At 73.7% G+C, this 16,555-nt stretch carries 14 protein-coding genes; 5 read left to right on the top strand and 9 right to left on the bottom strand.

The genetic code is table 11. The features are described from left to right. Positions 1-29 precede the first annotated feature (29 nt). Together mycP and ACZ58V_RS35900 are read right to left on the bottom strand one after the other, a co-directional pair. Positions 30-1,232, bottom strand: a complete 1,203-nt coding sequence (mycP, locus tag ACZ58V_RS35905; RefSeq protein ID WP_471295347.1) for a type VII secretion-associated serine protease mycosin — start codon at positions 1,230-1,232, stop codon at positions 30-32. Next, positions 1,229-2,689, bottom strand: a complete 1,461-nt coding sequence (locus ACZ58V_RS35900; RefSeq protein WP_471295346.1) for a hypothetical protein — start codon at positions 2,687-2,689, stop codon at positions 1,229-1,231. Before ACZ58V_RS35900 ends, mycP begins: the two co-directional genes overlap by 4 nt. An 860-nt stretch (positions 2,690-3,549) precedes the next feature. Here ACZ58V_RS35900 and ACZ58V_RS35895 point away from each other — a divergent pair. Beyond that, entirely contained in the window at positions 3,550-4,752 is a 1,203-nt protein-coding gene (locus ACZ58V_RS35895; protein ID WP_184597366.1) for an amino acid deaminase/aldolase, read from the top strand. A gap of 20 nt (positions 4,753-4,772) precedes the next feature. Here the strand turns inward: ACZ58V_RS35895 and ACZ58V_RS35890 are convergent, their stop codons facing one another. Genes ACZ58V_RS35890 through ACZ58V_RS35875 form a run of 4 tightly spaced genes read right to left on the bottom strand, consistent with a single transcriptional unit; the run spans position 4,773 to position 9,242 of the window. Continuing rightward, positions 4,773-5,681 carry a DUF2510 domain-containing protein gene (locus ACZ58V_RS35890; protein WP_471295422.1) on the bottom strand — a complete coding sequence of 303 codons (909 nt, stop codon included), beginning with the start codon at positions 5,679-5,681 and terminating at the stop codon, positions 4,773-4,775. A gap of 29 nt (positions 5,682-5,710) precedes the next feature. Beyond that, positions 5,711-6,499 (bottom strand): 3-oxoacyl-ACP reductase, encoded by a 789-nt coding sequence (locus tag ACZ58V_RS35885; protein ID WP_468197446.1) that lies wholly within the window; start codon positions 6,497-6,499, stop codon positions 5,711-5,713. Next, on the bottom strand, positions 6,496-7,869 hold the full coding sequence (locus tag ACZ58V_RS35880) for an aldehyde dehydrogenase family protein (RefSeq protein WP_471295343.1): 1,374 nt from the start codon (positions 7,867-7,869) through the stop codon (positions 6,496-6,498). The genes ACZ58V_RS35885 and ACZ58V_RS35880 overlap by 4 nt, the downstream gene beginning before the upstream one ends. Positions 7,870-7,877: 8 nt before the next feature. After that, complete coding sequence (locus tag ACZ58V_RS35875) at positions 7,878-9,242, bottom strand: glutamine synthetase family protein (RefSeq protein ID WP_471295340.1); 1,365 nt, start codon at positions 9,240-9,242, stop codon at positions 7,878-7,880. A gap of 98 nt (positions 9,243-9,340) precedes the next feature. Here ACZ58V_RS35875 and ACZ58V_RS35870 point away from each other — a divergent pair, with 98 nt between their 5' ends. The 3 genes from ACZ58V_RS35870 (at position 9,341) to ACZ58V_RS35860 (ending at position 12,403) form a co-directional block, all read left to right on the top strand. After that, positions 9,341-10,075 carry a FadR/GntR family transcriptional regulator gene (locus tag ACZ58V_RS35870; RefSeq protein WP_468197438.1) on the top strand — a complete coding sequence of 245 codons (735 nt, stop codon included), beginning with the start codon at positions 9,341-9,343 and terminating at the stop codon, positions 10,073-10,075. A 159-nt stretch (positions 10,076-10,234) separates the two neighbouring features. Next, complete coding sequence (gene eat, locus ACZ58V_RS35865) at positions 10,235-11,680, top strand: ethanolamine permease (protein WP_468197436.1); 1,446 nt, start codon at positions 10,235-10,237, stop codon at positions 11,678-11,680. 45 nt (positions 11,681-11,725) lie between these two features. Next, entirely contained in the window at positions 11,726-12,403 is a 678-nt protein-coding gene (locus ACZ58V_RS35860; RefSeq protein ID WP_468197508.1) for a gamma-glutamyl-gamma-aminobutyrate hydrolase family protein, read from the top strand. A 364-nt stretch (positions 12,404-12,767) separates the two neighbouring features. Here the strand turns inward: ACZ58V_RS35860 and ACZ58V_RS35855 are convergent, their stop codons facing one another. Further along, positions 12,768-13,703 (bottom strand): LysR family transcriptional regulator, encoded by a 936-nt coding sequence (locus ACZ58V_RS35855; RefSeq protein WP_471295336.1) that lies wholly within the window; start codon positions 13,701-13,703, stop codon positions 12,768-12,770. A gap of 71 nt (positions 13,704-13,774) precedes the next feature. Between ACZ58V_RS35855 and ACZ58V_RS35850 the strand changes: the two genes are divergently transcribed. After that, complete coding sequence (locus ACZ58V_RS35850; protein ID WP_471295334.1) at positions 13,775-14,911, top strand: TDT family transporter; 1,137 nt, start codon at positions 13,775-13,777, stop codon at positions 14,909-14,911. Here the strand turns inward: ACZ58V_RS35850 and ACZ58V_RS35845 are convergent. Together ACZ58V_RS35845 and ACZ58V_RS35840 are read right to left on the bottom strand one after the other, a co-directional pair. After that, entirely contained in the window at positions 14,838-15,557 is a 720-nt protein-coding gene (locus tag ACZ58V_RS35845) for a helical backbone metal receptor (protein ID WP_468197428.1), read from the bottom strand. The genes ACZ58V_RS35850 and ACZ58V_RS35845 overlap by 74 nt on opposite strands. Further along, positions 15,554-16,123: a helix-turn-helix domain-containing protein gene (locus ACZ58V_RS35840; protein ID WP_468197425.1), complete on the bottom strand. Its 570-nt coding sequence runs from the start codon at positions 16,121-16,123 to the stop codon at positions 15,554-15,556. Before ACZ58V_RS35840 ends, ACZ58V_RS35845 begins: the two co-directional genes overlap by 4 nt. Positions 16,124-16,555 lie beyond the last annotated feature (432 nt).

Genomic DNA, 16,555 nt, shown 5'->3' with positions numbered 1-16,555 from the left:
ACTTCGGCAGCGGTTCCGGCGGCCGGCGGCTAGAACTCGTCGCGGTGCGTGCGGCGGCCGCGCCACAGGACCACGGCCGCCACCAGCAGGACGGCGCCCGCGCTGCCCGCGAGGGGGGCGGCCCATTCGGCGGTGTCGTCACCGGACCCGGCGGAGTCCGGGCCGCTGCCGAAGTACTTCTCGCTGTGCGCCGCCGAGCGCAGGCCCTCCGGCTTGACCCCGTCGGCGGCCTTGATGGCGGCGGCCGGGTCGATGAAGCCGAAGCCGCGGGAGTCGTCGCGGCCCCCGACGGGGGCGTTGCGGGCGGTTTCCTCGAGAAGCGACTTGATCTGGGCCGGGGTCAGGTCCGGGTGGGCGGCCTTGACCAGGGCGGCGGCGCCGGAGACGAAGGCGGCGGCGGCACTGGTGCCCCAGCCCTCGTAGTACTTGTGGTCGGGGTCGGCGATGACGACGTCGACGCCGGGGGCGCTGACGGTGGCGTACCAGCGGCGGGTGGAGAAGGTGGCGCGGGTTCCGGAGCGGTCGACGGCGGTGGCGGCGATGACGCCCGGATAGGCGGCCGGGTAGGAGATGTGGTCGCCCTTCTCGCCGCCGTTGCCCGAGGAGGCGACGACGACCACGCCCTTCTTCAGGGCGTACTGGATGGCGGAGTCCTCGGTGGGCTCAGGGTGCGCGGAGGCGGAGTCGTCGCCCAGGGAGAGGTTGATGACGTCGGCGCCGTGGTCGGCGGCCCAGCGGATGCCCTCGGCGAGGGCGTTGCCGCGGGTGCTGCGGGCCTTGGCGCGGGAGGGGTCGCCGTCCTCCAGGATCACGCGGACGGGGAGGATCTTCGCCTCGGGTGCGATGCCGAGGACGCCGTCGGCGTTGCCCGGTCCGTGTCCGTGGCCGGCGATGATGCCGGCCATGGCCGTGCCGTGCCGGGCCCAGGCGCGGTCGCCCGGCTCGGCTCCGAAGCCGACCAGGTCCTTGCCGGTGAGGACGTTGCCGATCAGGTCGGGGTGGTCGGCCTCGACACCGGTGTCCAGGACGGCGACGGTGACGCCGTCGCCCTTCGTGGTCTGCCAGGCCTCCTGGGTGTGCATGGCCTCCAGGGCCCACTGCTGGGCGCGGATGCTGTCGGCGTGGGCGGCGGGGGCGGGCAGGAGGACGAGGCCCGCGGCGAGCAGGACGCCGAGGGCTCCGGCCCGCCGGGTCGCTGCGGCGCGCCTGGCCGGGCGGCTTGCGGCTTTCACGACGGCTGCTCCGTGGCCGAGCGGACGTTCTTGCGGAGGCCGCGTTCGACGCGGTCGGCGAGGCCCTGCGCCTCGTTGCCGAGGCCTGCTTGGGCCGGGGCGGTGGTGGCGTTGGGCTCCATGGCGTCCTCGGCGGGCTGCGGGTCGGCGACGGTGCGGCCGTCGGCCCAGCCGGAGACGGCGTAGACGACGACCGGGGCCTCGGTGAGCACGGAGACGGTCCAGGAGGCGCGCTGCCCCTTGCCGAAGCGGGCGGCGGGGGTGTCCTGGGCGGCGTACGGCAGGGGCATCAGATCACTGCGGCGGTCCAGGCGCTCCTTGCGGAAACGGTTCGCGAGGGAGGTCATGCCCGGGGCGTCGGCCGTGGTGAAGAGCAGGCCGACGGTGGTGACGTAGCTCTGGGTGGCGTCGGTGTAGGTGGCGCGCAGGAGCCGCTCGCAGCCGACGGGGGCGAGGGCCTTGCGCAGCAGGGGGTCGAAGGCGTCCTTGCAGCCGCTGTCCGGAGCGACTGCGATCCGGGTCCAGGTGCGGTCGGCTCCGCCGGGGCCGGCGCCCCGGCCCTGCACGGTGGGCGGGAACAGCTGGTCGACGGGGACGCTGTGCCAGAGGCTTCCGGCCGTGGCGAAGGTGCTGCGCGAGCCCTCATCGCCGGAGTCACCGACCAGCCAGCTGCCGGTGGCCGCACCCGAGATGAGTCCCAGCCCGAGCACGAGACAGGCGGCGGCCGCGGCGGCCTGCGACGCGCCGCGCCGGCCGAGCGGGCGGGGCCGGGCGTCGCCGTCGTATCCCTCGGGCTCACCGAACGACACGACGGGCCGGGCGCCCGTGAGTGTCCCGCCGGGGGTCAGGGGGGCGCTCCAGGAGAAGGCCGGGTCGGGAGCGACGCGGGCGGACTCCGGGGGCGGAGAGGCCGGGGGCGCGGGGCGGGGCCGCTGGGTGGGCGCGGGCGGCATGCGCATCGCGGGGCCGTCGCCGGAACGGGTATCGGCGCCGGCTCCGGCGAGCGAGCCCGCGCCGGCCTGCGGCTCACGGGTGGGGCGCGGCGGGGTGCCGGGGCGTACGGAACGGGGAGGGCCGGAGGTTTCGGCGGTCTCGGCCGGTGACGGGTCCGCGGGGATCGGCCGCAGGCGTCGGGTCGTCTCCGCCGCGTTCTCGGCGGGGGCGCCGGTACGGCGTGGCGTGGGGAGCGGCCCGGGCCGGCCGGAGGAGCCCGGAAGGTGACGCGGTCGCGGAGGGGTGTCCGGCGGGGTGGACGGCCTGTTCGACTCGGGCCGGGTCTCGGTGCGGACGCCGGGCGGCGTGTCCGGGAAGCGAGCGGAGGCGAGCGGCGGGGGCGGTGTCGTGGACTCGGTGCGTTCGGGCGCGGTGGCGCCGAGGCTCGGAAAGCGAGGGCGCCCGTTCGAGCCACCGCCGGAGCCGGAGGATCCCGGACCGGCCGCGCCGCCACCCCGAGCCACCGTTCCAGGACCAGTCCCGCCCCCTGCCGATGAGCCACCCGTGCCGATACGCCCGCGGGACGTGGCCCGGTCCTCGGCGGCAGAGCCCGTCGAGGCCGCCTCACGCGCCGAGGAGGGCCCCTGCGCATCGGTCGTCAGGCCACCGGCACCGAAGAACCCACGCCCGTCCGACACACTCCGCGCTCCGGCAACGGCAGACCCGGGCTGGTCGGTGTCCCGCGCCGAGGACGGCCGCAGCGGCCCCGCCGCCGAGCCACCGGCACCGGAGCGCCCACGCCCGTCCGTCTCCGCGGGAGCCGACGCACGCGGTCCCGACGCAGCGCCACCCGGCGACACACGCCCGGTGGCGGGCCCGGGCTGGTCGGTGTTCCGTGCCGGGGACGGCCTCGGTGAACCCGCCGTCGAGCTCTCGCCCCACGTCGTACTCGACCAGCCGGCGTCAGAAGACTCGCGCCCGTCCGCGCCCGACGAGGCGTCGTCGCCCGTAGTCGTGTCGGACGGGTCGGCTGCCGTGTTCTCCGGGGAGTGTGGGGGACGCGGTGGGCTGGTGGGGCGTGGGGGGAAGGAGGCACGCCGCGCTTCCGTGCTCATGCACCCCCCGTTTCCTCGTGCCCGGGCCGCTGCGTTCTGCGCGGGCCGGTGGCGTCCTGCCCGAGGCCCGGCACGGAATCGTCCCGGGCACACATACCCGTACGGACGGAGCGTCATCCCGGCGCGGATTCCCGGCCGGCCCGTTCCGCCGTACGTGCGCGTCACTCTACGGCTTGTTCCTGCGCGAACGGGAACCAGTCCACGACCCCGGGGCATCTGCCCGGAACGTCCCCCTACCCTGCGGTAATCCAGTCTGGCAGGCTGCGTTCATGACTGCGCGCGCCGCCGACCGGGCCCGTTACGACCGGGCCACAGCCCATCTCGACGCCCCTCTCGCGATCGTGGACCTGGAGGCCTTCGACGCCAACGCCGCCGATCTGGTCCGCCGCGCCGGGGGCAAGCCCGTCCGGGTCGCCAGCAAGTCCGTGCGGTGCCGGGCGCTGCTGGAACGCGTCCTGGCCCGGGACGGATTCGCCGGGATCATGTCCTTCACGCTCGCCGAGTCGCTGTGGCTGGCCCGCTCGGGGTTCGAGGACGTGCTGCTCGCCTACCCGTCGGCCGACCGTGCCGCGTACGCCGAGCTCGCCGGTGATCCCAAGCTCGCCGCGGCCGTCACCGTCATGGTCGACGATGTCGCCCAGCTCGATCTGATCGACGCCTCGCGGGGCGGCGGTCGTGAAGTGGTGCGGGTGTGCCTGGAGTTGGACACGTCCCTGAGGCTGCTCGGCGGGCGGGTGCGCGTCGGAGCCCGGCGTTCGCCGCTGCACTCCCCCGCGCAGGTCGCGGACGTGGCCCGGGCGGTGGCCAGGCGGCCGGGCTTCGAGGTCGTGGGGATCATGGCGTACGAGGGACATGTCGCCGGTGTCGGTGACGCGGTGGCGGGACGTCCGCTGCGGTCGCGTGCCGTACGGCTGATGCAGGCCGCCGCCAAGCGTGAACTCGCCGAGCGGCGTGCGGAGGTGGTGCGCGCGGTGCGGGCCGTCGTGCCGGGGCTGGAGTTCGTCAACGGCGGCGGCACCGGCTCGGTGCAGCACACGGCGGCGGAGGACTCGGTGACCGAGATCGCCGCCGGGTCGGGGCTGTACGTGCCGCGCCTGTTCGACAACTACACGTCGTTCAGCGGCCGTCCGGCGGCCCTGTTCGCCCAACCGGTCGTACGGCGACCCGGGGTGGGCGTGGTGACCGTGCTCGGTGGCGGGTATCCCGCTTCCGGGGCCGCGGGGGCCGACCGGTCGCCCGTGCCGTACCTGCCCGAGGGGCTGCGCTACGACCCGCAGGAGGGGGCCGGTGAGGTGCAGACGCCGCTGCTCGGCTCGCCCGCCGACGATCTGCTGATCGGTGACAAGGTCTGGTTCCGGCACGCGAAGGCCGGTGAGCTGTGCGAGCGGTTCGACCAGCTGCGGCTGATCGAGGGCGACGCGGTGACGGCGACCGTGCCGACCTATCGCGGCGAGGGGCACACGTTCCTGTAGCCCGTGAGCCGGTCGGCCGTTCAGTCCGAGGGGCCGATGCTGCTGCCGACGCCGCCGCCCGTGTCCGCGTCGCCGACCGGGCGGATGCCCTTGGTGACGCGGTCCATGTCGGCGAGCGGCGGTCCGTCCTCGCCCGCGTCGAAGACGTACCGGACGAGGACCGGTGACTCGGTGCCGACGCTGGAGGGGAAGACGAGCGACTGGACGTAGCCGCCCGGCCCCTTGGCGGTGTGGACGCGCCAGCGCACGAAGTACCCGGCGCGGCCCGCCACCGCGACCGGGCCGGACTTGACGACCTCGTGGGATTCCATGCCCCCGTGGGGCTTGCGGCCGATCCTGTCGCGGTCGTAGGCCTCTTCGGCCGCCTCGGAGATGTCCGCCTTGGCGAGGGCCTCGGGGGATTTCTCGTCGTTGGCGGTGACCGTGCGGGAGATGACGAGGCCGTGGCGGCAGGCAGTGCCGTCGCCGGGGCAGTCGTACGTGCCGTCCGTCGTCATGACGACGTCGTCCTCGGCGACGTACTGCGGGCGGACCCAGCCGTCGAGCAGCGGGAAGGTGACGCCGTTGAGCTGGTCCTCGACGACGGCCGGGTCGTCGGCGGACGGCTCGGAGGTGGACGTCTCGGGAGTCGGCTCCGAGGGTTGCGACGCCGTGGGGCCGGGGGCTGTCGGAACCGTCCTCGTCTCCGCGCCGCTGTCGTCGCCGCTGGTGAGGACCAGGGCGCCGGTGACGGTCGCCGCGACCAGGACCGCCCCGGCGGCGACGAGGGCGACCGCCTTCGCGCGCCCGGTGCCGCCGCCCGGGGGCGGGGGCACCGGGCCGGCGCCGCCCCCGGGCGCGCGGCGGTGCTCGGTCCAGGACGTGCCGTCCCACCAGCGTTCCAGATGGGGGCCGTGCGGGTCGGGATACCAGCCGGGCGGAGGCGTCATGCTCATCCCGGCACTCTAGAGCCAGGGGCCTACAGGGGGGTGACGTACGCCCCCGCGATCCCGCCGTCGACGAGGAAGTCGGTGGCGTTCACGAAGGAGGAGTCGTCGCTGGCCAGGAAGGCGACGGCGGCGGCGATCTCCTCGGCCTCGGCGAAGCGGCCGACCGGGACGTGCACCAGGCGGCGCGCGGCGCGCTCCGGGTCCTTGGCGAACAGCTCCTGGAGGAGAGGGGTGTTGACCGGGCCCGGGCACAGGGCGTTGACCCGGATGCCCTCGCGGGCGAACTGGACGCCCAGTTCGCGGGACATGGCCAGGACGCCGCCCTTGGAGGCCGTGTACGAGATCTGGCTGGTGGCGGCGCCCATCCTCGCGACGAAGGACGCCGTGTTGATGATCGAGCCCCTGCCCTGGCGCCGCATGTACGGGATGGCGGCCTTGCAGCACAGGTAGACGGAGGTGAGGTTGACCTCCTGGACGCGCTTCCAGGCCTCCAGGCCGGTCTCCAGGATGGAGTCGTCGTCGGGCGGGGAGATGCCGGCGTTGTTGAAGGCGATGTCGACGCTGCCGTAGGTGTCGTAGGCGGTCCGGAAGAGGGCCTCGACCTGCTCGGGGTCGGTGACGTCGACCTTGACGAAGGTGCCGCCGGTCTCCTCGGCGGCGGCCTTGCCGCGTGCCTCGTCGACGTCGCCGCAGACGACGTGCGCGCCCTCGGAGGCGAGGCGGCGGGCGGTGGCGAGGCCGATGCCGCTGCCGGCTCCGGTGATGACGGCCGTACGGCCGACCAGTCGGCGGCAGATGTTCTCCTGAGCCTGGGTCACTGTGCGGGGCCTTCCGTGCTGATGAAGACGTTCTTGGTTTCGGTGAAGGCGTTCAGGGCGTCGGGGCCGAGTTCGCGGCCGACGCCCGACTGCTTGTAGCCGCCGAACGGAGTCCAGTAGCGGACGCTGGCGTGGGAGTTGACGGACAGGTTGCCGGCGCGGACGGCCCGGGAGACGCGGAGCGCCCGGCCGACGTCCCTCGTCCAGATGGAGCCGGAGAGGCCGTACGGGGTGTCGTTGGCCAGGCGGATGGCGTCCGCCTCGTCGGTGAACGGCAGCAGGACGGCCACCGGGCCGAAGATCTCCTCGCAGGCCGCCGCCGAGTCGGGCCGCTCGCCGGTGAGCACGGTCGGCGGGAACCAGAAGCCGGGCCCCTCGGGTGCGCTGCCGCGCAGGGCCGGGGCGTCGTCGGGGACGAAACCCCGGACGCGGTCGAGCTGCTGCCGGGAGATCAGCGGGCCCATCTGGGTCTTCTCGTCGGCCGGGTCGCCCACCACCACGGCGGCCAGGGCCTCGGCGAGCAGCGCGCGGACCTCGTCGTAGACCGAGTCCTGGACCAGGACGCGGGTGCGGGCGCAGCAGTCCTGGCCGGAGTTGTCGAGGAAGGAGAAGGGGTCGACAGCGGTCTTGAGGTCGGCGTCGGCGAAGACGATGTTGGGGCTCTTGCCGCCGAGTTCGAGGGTGACGGGCTTGACCTGCTCGGCGCCGAGCGCGGCGACGCGCGTGCCGGTGCGGGTGGAGCCGGTGAAGACGATCTTGGCGACGCCGGGGTGCCGTACCAGTGCTTCGCCCGTGACGGCGCCGTGCCCCGGCAGGACCTGGAAGAGGTGCTCGGGGAGCCCGGCCTCCAGGGCGAGTTCGGCGAGGCGCAGGGCGGTGAGGGGGGTGGTCTCGGCGGGCTTGAGGATGACCGCGTTGCCGGCCGCGAGTGCGGGTGCCGTGCCCCAGGCGGCGATCGGCATGGGGAAGTTCCAGGGCGCGATCACGCCGACGACACCGAGCGGTTCGAGGATCGTGACGTTCAGGCCGCCGGGTACCGGGATCTGCCGGCCGGTGAGCCGCTCCACTCCCCCGGCCGCGTAGTCCAGCAGGTCGCGGACGTTGCCGGCCTCCCAGCGGGCGTTGCCGATGAGGTGGCCGGCCTCGCGGACCTCCAGCCGGGCCAGTTCCTCCAGGTGCTCGTCGACGGTGGCCGCGAAGCGGCGCAGCAGCCGGGCACGGTCGCCGGGCGCGAGGGCGGCCCAGACGGTCTGGGCCCGGGTAGCCAGGGTGACCGCCGCGTCGACGTCGGCCGGGCCGGCCGCCGCGATGGCGGCGACGACCTCCTCGGTCGCGGGGTTCAGTACTTCCAGGAGGTGATCGGAAGACAAGAGGGGCCTCACATGCGTTCGAAGGAGCGGCGCAGCTCCCAGTCGGTCACCGCGGCGTCGAAGGCGTCCAGTTCGACCCGCGCCATGTTGCGGTAGTGCGCGACGACCTCGTCCCCGAAGGCGGCCTTGGCGACGGTGCTGTTCTCCCAGAGCTCGGCGGCCTCGCGCAGGGTGGTGGGGACGTGGGCGAAGTCGGCGGTGTAGGCGTTGCCGGGACAGGGCTCGGGCAGCTCCAGCTTCTGCTCGATGCCGTGCAGACCGGCCGCCACGAGTCCGGCGACGGCGAGGTAGGGGTTGACGTCGCCGCCGGGCAGCCGGTTCTCGAAGCGCAGGGAGCGGCCGTGGCCGACCACGCGCAGCGCGCAGGTGCGGTTGTCGTGGCCCCAGGCGACGGCGGTCGGGGCGAAGGAGCCGGGCTGGAACCGCTTGTAGGAGTTGATGTGGGGGGCGTAGAGCAGGGAGAAGTCGCGGAGGGCGGCGAGCTGGCCGGCGAGGAAGTGCCGCATGACGTCCGACATGCCGCCCTCGCCGTCCCCGGCCATGGCGTTGCCGCCGTCCGCGTCCGCGAGCGAGAGGTGGATGTGGCAGGAGTTGCCCTCGCGCTCGTTGTACTTGGCCATGAAGGTGATCGACATGCCCTCCTGGGCGGCGATCTCCTTGGCGCCGGTCTTGTAGACGGAGTGCTGGTCGCAGGTGACCAGGGCCTCGTCGTAGCGGAAGGCGATCTCGTGCTGGCCTGGGTTGCACTCGCCCTTGGCGGACTCGACGGTGAGGCCGGCCGCCGCCATCTCGTTGCGGATCCGGCGCAGCAGGGGCTCGATGCGGCCGGTGCCGAGGACGGAGTAGTCGATGTTGTACTGGTTGGCCGGGGTGAGACCGCTGTAGTTGGCGTCCCACGCCTGTTCGTAGCTGTCCTTGAAGACGATGAACTCCAGCTCGGTGCCGACCTGGGCGGTGTAGCCCAGCTCGGCCAGGCGCTCCAGCTGGCGGCGCAGTATCTGGCGGGGCGCGGCCACCACCGGGGAGCCGTCGTTCCAGGCGAGGTCGGCGTGGAGCATGGCCGTGCCCTCGTTCCAGGGGACGCGGCGCAGCGTGCTCAGGTCCGGGTGCATCGCGAAGTCGCCGTAGCCGCGGTCCCAGGAGGACATCGCGTAGCCCTCGACGGTGTTCATCTCGGTGTCGACGGCGAGCAGGTAGTTGCAGCCCTCGGTGCCGTGCTGGAGCACCTCGTCGAGGAAGAAGCGAGCGGCGAACCGCTTGCCCTGGAGCCGCCCTTGCATGTCGGGGAAGGCCAGGACGACAGTGTCGATCTCACCGCCCGCGACGAGGGCGTGCAGCTCCTCGACGCTCAGCGGGGGTGTGCGGTCTGCCACGGGAAGGCCTCCTAGGCTCCTTGGATCCGCTGCCTTGGATCCGCCGGGAGCCATAAGGTATTGCGGAGAACCATTGCTTGGGAAGGGGGTACGGCCACATGCCGGAGGAAGCTGGGGGCGAGGTGCGGGACGGGCTGACGCCGGTACTGCGGCCGGTGCGCGCGGGCAACGGCTTCGAGGAGGCGCTGGAGCAGATCCTCCAGGTCGTACGGCTGGGCCTGGTGGCGGGGGGCGAGCGGCTGCCGGCCGAGCGGGAACTGGCGGAGCGGCTGGGGATCAGCCGGGTGACGCTGCGCGAAGTACTGAAGGTGCTCCAGGACCAGGGTCTGGTCGAGTCGCGGCGCGGCCGGTACGGCGGGACGTTCGTGCGGCCGCGTACGGACGCGGGCGGCGAGGACGAACTGCGGCGCCGGGTCGCCGAGGTCGACATAGAGGACGTGCTGCGCTTCCGGGAGGTGCTGGAGGTCGGCGCGGCCGGGCTGTGCGCGGCGCACGGACTGGACGAGAAGCAGGCGGAGCGGCTCCGTGAGGCCCTGGCGCGCACGCACGACGCCCCGCTCTCCGACTACCGCCGCCTGGACACGCTGCTGCACCTCACGCTCGCCGAGCTGTCCGGCTCCCCCACGCTCACGGCCCAGTACGCGGCCGTGCGCGCGAGCGTCAACGACCTGCTCGACTGCATCCCGCTCCTCGTGCGCAACCTGGAGCACTCCCAGCGGCAACACACCGCCCTGGTGGAGGCCGTGATCGAGGGCGACGCGGATCAGGCGCGGGAGATCATGCGCGAGCACTGCGGGGGGACGGCGGCGCTGCTGCGCGGGTTCCTCGGCTGAGCCGGGCCGCGTTCCGGCGGGGTGAGGATTTACGGGCGATTAACGCACGGGTCTTGCCTTCCCTTGGTCGGCACCGCAAAGGTATGGCCTCATTCCATTGAGTTCCGTTGAGTCGAAGCCCGCTCGATGCCGTGTCCGCCGCCCCGGGGGAGTCTGCCCATGTCCCAGGAACCCACCACCACTCCCGCCGCCCCGGAGGGCGACGACTATCTGGAACGCAGAGCGCTCCGCCGGGGCAGCGCCGGCTGGGTGCTGCTGACCGGCCTCGGCGTCGCCTACGTCGTCTCCGGCGACTACTCGGGCTGGAACTTCGGCCTGGCCGAGGGCGGCTTCGGCGGGCTCGCGATCGCCATGGTGCTCATGGGCGCGATGTACGCCTGCATGGTCTTCGCCCTCGCCGAGCTGTCCTCGATCCTGCCGACGGCGGGCGGCGGCTACGGCTTCGCCCGACGGGCACTGGGCCCCTGGGGCGGCTTTCTGACCGGTACGGCGATCCTCATCGAGTACGTCCTCGCGCCCGCCGCGATCGTCATCTTCATCGGGGACTACGTCGAGTCGCTGGGCCTGTTCGGCCTGGAATCCGGCTGGCCGATGTACCTGGTCTGCTTCGCGATCTTCCTCGGCATCCATCTGTGGGGCGTGGGCGAGGCGCTGCGGTTCAGCTTCGTGGTCACCGGCATCGCGGTCGCCGCCCTGATCGTGTTCGCGCTGGCGGCACTGCCGGACTTCTCCTTCGCGTCGCTGGACGACATCCCTGTCGACGCCTCCGCCGCGGGGTCCAGCTCCTGGCTGCCGTTCGGTCTGCTCGGCATCTGGGCGGCGTTCCCGTTCGGTATGTGGTTCTTCCTGGGCGTCGAGGGGGTGCCGCTGGCCGCCGAGGAGACCAGGGATCCGGCCCGTACGCTGCCGAAGGCGATCCGCTGGTCCATGGGCATCCTGGTGGTGCTGGCCGTGGTCACGTTCTTCGCGGCGGCGGGCACACGCGGTTCCGCGGCGATCCAGGAGGCGGGCAACCCGCTGGTCGAGGCGCTGCAGCCGGGCGGCGAGGCGACGACACTGAGCCGGATCGTGAACTACGCGGGCCTGGCCGGCCTGGTGGCCTCGTTCTTCTCCCTGATCTACGCGGGCTCGCGCCAGCTGTTCGCCCTGTCCCGCGCGGGATACCTGCCCCGCTTCCTGTCCCTGACCAGCCGCCGCAAGGCCCCGTACCTGGGCCTGCTGGTGCCCGGCACGATCGGCTTCCTGCTGGCGGCGGTCTCGGGGAACGGCGCCCGCATGCTGAACATCGCCGTCTTCGGCGCGACCATCTCCTACGCGCTGATGTCCCTGTCGCACATCGTGCTGCGCCGCCGCGAGCCGGAGCTGCCGCGGCCGTACCGCACCCCGGGCGGGGTGGTGACCTCCTCGGTCGCCCTGGTGCTGGCCTGTGCGGCGCTGGTGGCCACGTTCCTGGTGGATGTGACGGCGGCGGTCATCGCGCTGGTGGTGTACGCCGTCGCCGTCGGGTACTTCGGCCTGTACAGCAGGAAGCGGCTGGTGGCGAAGGCACCGGAGGAGGAGTTCGCGGCGCTGGCGGCGGCCGAGGCAGAGTTGTCACGGGACTGAGGTGGACCGGGGCGTCGAGATGAGGGAGTTTCTGTGTCCAGGCCGTTGATCGGGGTCAGCACGTATCTGGAGTCCGGTGCGCGCTGGGGCGTATGGGAGCTGGAGGCGGCGCTGCTGCCGGCCGGTTACCCGCGGCTGGTGCGGCGGGCGGGCGGACTGGCCGCGATGCTTCCGCCGGACGACCCGCTGCACGCGGCCGATGTCGTGGCCCGGCTGGACGGGGTGGTCATCGCGGGCGGGCCGGATGTCGAGCCGGTCCGCTACGGGGCGGAGCGCGAGCCGCGGACCGGGCCGCCGGCGCGGGAGCGGGACGCGTGGGAGCTGGCCCTGATCGGCGCGGCGCTGGCTGCGGGGGTGCCGTTGCTGGGTATCTGCCGGGGCATGCAGCTGCTGAACGTGGCCCTCGGCGGGACGCTCGTCCAGCACATCGAGGGGCATGCGGAGGTCGTGGGCGTCTTCGGCGGCCATGCGGTCAAGCCGGTGCCGGGGAGCCTCTACGGCGGTGTCGTGCCGGAGGAGTCGTTCGTACCGACGTATCACCACCAGGCCGTGGACCGTCTGGGCGAGGGCCTGGTCCCGTCGGCGCACGCGGCGGACGGGACGATCGAGGCACTGGAACTGCCGAGCCACCCGGGGTGGGTGCTGGGTGTGCAGTGGCACCCGGAGATGGGTGAGGATCTGCGGGTGATGCGGGCGCTGGTGGAAGCGGCAACAGCGAACTGACCCCGGTGCGCGCACGGCCCACCAGGGGGCGGAACCCCCTGGACCCCCCGGGCCTGTGCCCACCCACGACCCGAATCGGTCAGCCAAGAAGCCGGGCTCGCGCCCCCTCCCCAGCCCGTCCGGCGCCCACGGACGAGACCGCCCAGGCCGAAGCCGTCGGCCAAGGGGCGGGCCCAGCCCTCATCCAGCCCGTCCGGCGTTTGAGGACGAGGCCGTTCAGGCCGAAGCGGGGTCTGGGGTCGCAGCCCCCAGCGGGGACGAAGGGGCGGCGCGGCGGTGGCGGCCAGCAGCTCGGACTCCGTCTCGCGCCGCCGGGGCGGCGCCCCTGGAGATGGGACGGGCAAGGGCGGCGGGGGCGAGAAAACTACCCCCGCGTCAGCGACAGCAGATCCCGGGCCGGACCGGTAGGCCGATGCCCCGTAGGCCACACCGCCCTAAGATCCCGCGCCAGCGCCACCCCCTCCACCGGCACGCTCACCAGCCGCCGCATCGCCAGTTCCTCCCCCACCGCCAGTTCGCTCAGCACCGACGGCCCCGCCCCGCTCACCGCCGCCGCCTTGACCGCCGTCGTGGAGGACAACTCGATCAGCGGCCGGGCCAGTCCCCCGAGCGCCGCGTCCAGGACCTGCCGCGTACCCGAGCCCTTCTCGCGCAGGATCAGCGGCGTCGATGCCAACTCCGCCGCCGCCAGGGGGCGTCGGCGGCGGGCCCAGGGGTGGCCGGGAGCCGTGACCACTATCAGCCGGTCGTGGGCGATGACCACCGAGTCCAGCCCCGTCGGGACCGACAGCCCCTCCACGAAGCCCAGATCCGCCTCGTCCGACAGCAGGCGTTCCGCCACCACCGTCGAGTTGCCGGCGTGCAGGGACACCGCCGTGTCGGGCCGCTGGGCGCGCAGCGCGAGCAGCCAGCCCGGCAGCAGGTACTCGGCGATCGTCATGCTCGCCGCCACCCGCAACCTCGAGTCACGGCGGTCGCGCAGCGCCTGCGCCCCCACGTCGAACGCCTCCGCCGCCTCGACGATCCGCCGCGCCCAGTCCGTCACCAGCGCACCGGCGTCCGTCAGCCGGGACCCGCGCGGCGAACGGTCGACCAGCGCCACGCCGAGCTGTCGCTCCATCGACCGGATCCGGCTGCTCGCCGCGGGCTGGGTGATGCCGAGTTCCCGCGCGGCCCCGCCGAGGCTGCCGAGCCGCGCCACCGCCAACAGCAGCTCCAGCGCGCCGAGATCCGGCACCCGGTGCCCCAGGGACCCGGCTCCGGCGGTCGGCACGCCACCCTGCTCATCCGTCCTGCTCATAAACCCAGCTTATGTCGCCATAGAGGCATACTCCCTGGTGGTACGGCTCCGGCTCACCGACCGTAGGAATCATGGTCACCGCAGCCCAGCCCCTCGCGTACCCCGTGTCGGTCCGTCATCTCGGCCCCAACTGGTACGCCACCGTCATGGGCACCGCCGTCGTCGCCACCGCCGGAGCCGCCCTGCCGTCGCACCTTCCCGGGCTGCGCTCCGTGCTCGCCGGTGTCTGGGCCCTCGCGTTCGTCCTGCTCCTGGCCCTGCTCGGGGCCCGGGCCGTGCACTGGGTCCACCACCGGGACCAGGCCCGCGCCCATCTCCTCGACCCGGCGACGGCCCCCTTCTACGGCTGTCTCGCCATGGCCCTGCTCGCCGTGGGCGGCGGTGCCCTCACCGTGGGCCGGGACGTGATCGGCGTACGGGCGGCCGTCGCGCTCGACGCCGTGCTGTTCGGCGCCGGTACGGCTCTCGGGCTGGCCGCCGCCGTCGCCGTGCCGTATCTGATGGCCGTACGGCACCGGGTCGAGCCGGGACAGGCCACGCCCGTGTGGCTGCTGCCGCTGGTCGCGCCCATGGTGTCGGCCGCCGTCGGGCCGCTGCTGGTTCCTCATCTGCCTCCGGGGCAGGCCCGGGAGACTCTGCTGCTGGGCTGCTTCGCGCTGTTCGGGCTCAGTCTGCTCGCGACGCTCGTCATGCTGCCGCTGGTCTTCGCGCGGCTGCTCACCGGCGGGCCGCTGCCCCTCGCCCTCACCCCCACGCTGTTCCTGGTACTGGGGCCGCTCGGGCAGTCGACGACCGCCGTCGGCGCGTTCGCGGACACCGCCCCCGGAGTCGTACCGGCGCCGTACAGCCAGGGCTTCGGCGCGCTCGCCGTGCTCTACGGCGTGCCCGTGATGGGGTTCGCGCTGCTGTGGTTCTGCCTCGCCACCGTCCATGTGCTGCGCGCCCGGCGGCACGGGATGCGGTTCGCGATGACGTGGTGGTCGTTCACCTTCCCGGTCGGCACCTGTGTCACGGGCGCCGAGGCCCTGGGCCGGCACACCGGGCTCGTGGCCTACGAAGGGCCGGCGGTCGTCCTGTACGCGGTGCTTGTCGTCGCGTGGGGCACCGCCGCCGCGGGCACCGTACGCGGGCTGCTCAGGGGCGAGCTGCTCGCAGGGCCCGGGCCAGCACCCGTGGTGCCTCGGCCAGCGACGGTCCGTACCAGGTGAGGTGCCGTCCGCTGACGAGCGCGCAGGGCAGGCCGGGGAAGGCCTCGGGGCCGTCGTCGGCGGTGAAGCGGTAGGGCTCGTCCGGGAGGATCACCACGTCCGGCGCCGCGGCGCGCAACTCCTCCAGCGGGATGCGGGGGTAGCGGTCGGGGTGCGCCGCGTGCACGTGGTCGACGCCGAGGCGGGCCAGGACGTCGCCCGCGAAGGTGTCGCGGCCCAGGACCATCCACGGGCGGCGCCAGATCGGCACGACCGCCGTCAGGCGGGTCACCGGCGGCGCCAGGGAGGACCAGGCGTGCTCCGCCTCGTCCAGCCAGCGCGGGCGCCCCGCCACCCCGCAGGCGTCCAGGACCCGGGCCAGTTCCCGGAAGGCCCCCGGCACATCGCGGATCTCCGTCACCAGCACCTCGACGCCCGCCGCGCGCAGGGCCGCGAGGTCGGGCTCGCGGTTCTCCTCCTCGTTGGCGATCACCAGATCGGGGGCGAGGGAGAGGATCCGGTCGGGCTTGGGGTTCTTGGTGCCGCCGACGCGTACGACGTCCAGGCCGGGCGGATGGGTGCACCAGTCGGTGGCGCCGGCCAGGGCGCCGGGCGCGGACCGGGCGACGGCCTCGGTCAGCGAGGGGACCAGCGAGACGACCCTCAACGGCGTGGCCGGTCCCGGACCGCCTCGATGTGCTCCGCCACGGCGACGACGATCACGCGGGTGTCCGACTCCGTGGCCCGCCAGCGGTGCCGTACGCCGCCGGTGAGGTACAGCGTGTCGCCGCGGCCGAGCCGGTAGGCGCGGCCCTCCGCCTCGACCTCCACCACCCCGTCGGCGACGTACATCAACTGGTCGTTGCGGTACTGGAATTCACGGCCCGCGTCATGGTCGCCGATGAACTCGGAGGCGTGCATCTGGTGGTGGCCGCGCACCAGGGACCGGGTCCGGGGCTGGGGCAGCGGCTCGGCGCCCTCGGCGCGGACGACGTCCACGCTGCACGCCGGGTCGGCCGCGGCGAGGAGTTCCACGGCGGTGGTGCGCAGGGCGTCGGCGACCTTCTCCAGGGAGCTCTGGCTGGGGCGCGCCCGGTCGTTCTCGATCTGACTCAGGAACGGGACCGACAGGCCGCTGCGCTCGGCCACGGCTGCGAGGGTGAGATCCAGCGCGCGGCGCCGGCGGCGCACGGCCGCGCCCACCCGAAGGGACTGCTCTTTGTGGTCGCCCATCGCTCCGGCTCCCTCCTTCGCCCGTCGATCCGGTCCCCGTGCACCGGCGTCCCGGCGCACTGCTTCTGTTGAGTTGTCTGCACCCTACGCATGTTCGGCAAACCGTTTCATGCGCCCGTCACATCGACGTCATACAGGGCGGCGCGCGACCCCCCAGTTCGCGCCAGGGGATCCGCCGCTCTCGGGGCAGCGTACGGATTTCCTCCTACGGGAGGAACAGGGCGGGGGGTGGGAGGAACACGGCGGGGGGTGAGGCTGGGGGGGTGGCGTCGCGCTCTGTGGTTGTCCGGATCCCGCTCGTGGAAACGGGTGCGGGGGGGGGGGGGGGGGGTGTCCCCCCCCCCCCCCCCCCCCCCCCCCCCCCCCCCTCTGCGCTCCTCGCTCCACCACCTCGGGGTGTTCCCTCCACCACACGGTGCAAGACCCTTCTTC

The organism is Streptomyces sp. NPDC040589 (assembly GCF_055594445.1).
This window is presented reverse-complemented; position numbering and strand designations above follow the sequence as displayed.

What these genes read in the sequence shown, in the direction of transcription:
- ACZ58V_RS35895 (WP_184597366.1), top strand. Translation starts at nt 3,550, where the DNA reads ATGACTGCGCGCGCCGCCGACCGGGCCCGTTACGACCGGGCCACAGCC.
- ACZ58V_RS35890 (WP_471295422.1), bottom strand. Translation starts at nt 5,681, where the DNA reads ATGACGCCTCCGCCCGGCTGGTATCCCGACCCGCACGGCCCCCATCTG.
- ACZ58V_RS35870 (WP_468197438.1), top strand. Translation starts at nt 9,341, where the DNA reads ATGCCGGAGGAAGCTGGGGGCGAGGTGCGGGACGGGCTGACGCCGGTA.
- eat (WP_468197436.1), top strand. Translation starts at nt 10,235, where the DNA reads ATGTCCCAGGAACCCACCACCACTCCCGCCGCCCCGGAGGGCGACGAC.
- ACZ58V_RS35855 (WP_471295336.1), bottom strand. Translation starts at nt 13,703, where the DNA reads ATGAGCAGGACGGATGAGCAGGGTGGCGTGCCGACCGCCGGAGCCGGG.
- ACZ58V_RS35850 (WP_471295334.1), top strand. Translation starts at nt 13,775, where the DNA reads ATGGTCACCGCAGCCCAGCCCCTCGCGTACCCCGTGTCGGTCCGTCAT.
- ACZ58V_RS35840 (WP_468197425.1), bottom strand. Translation starts at nt 16,123, where the DNA reads ATGGGCGACCACAAAGAGCAGTCCCTTCGGGTGGGCGCGGCCGTGCGC.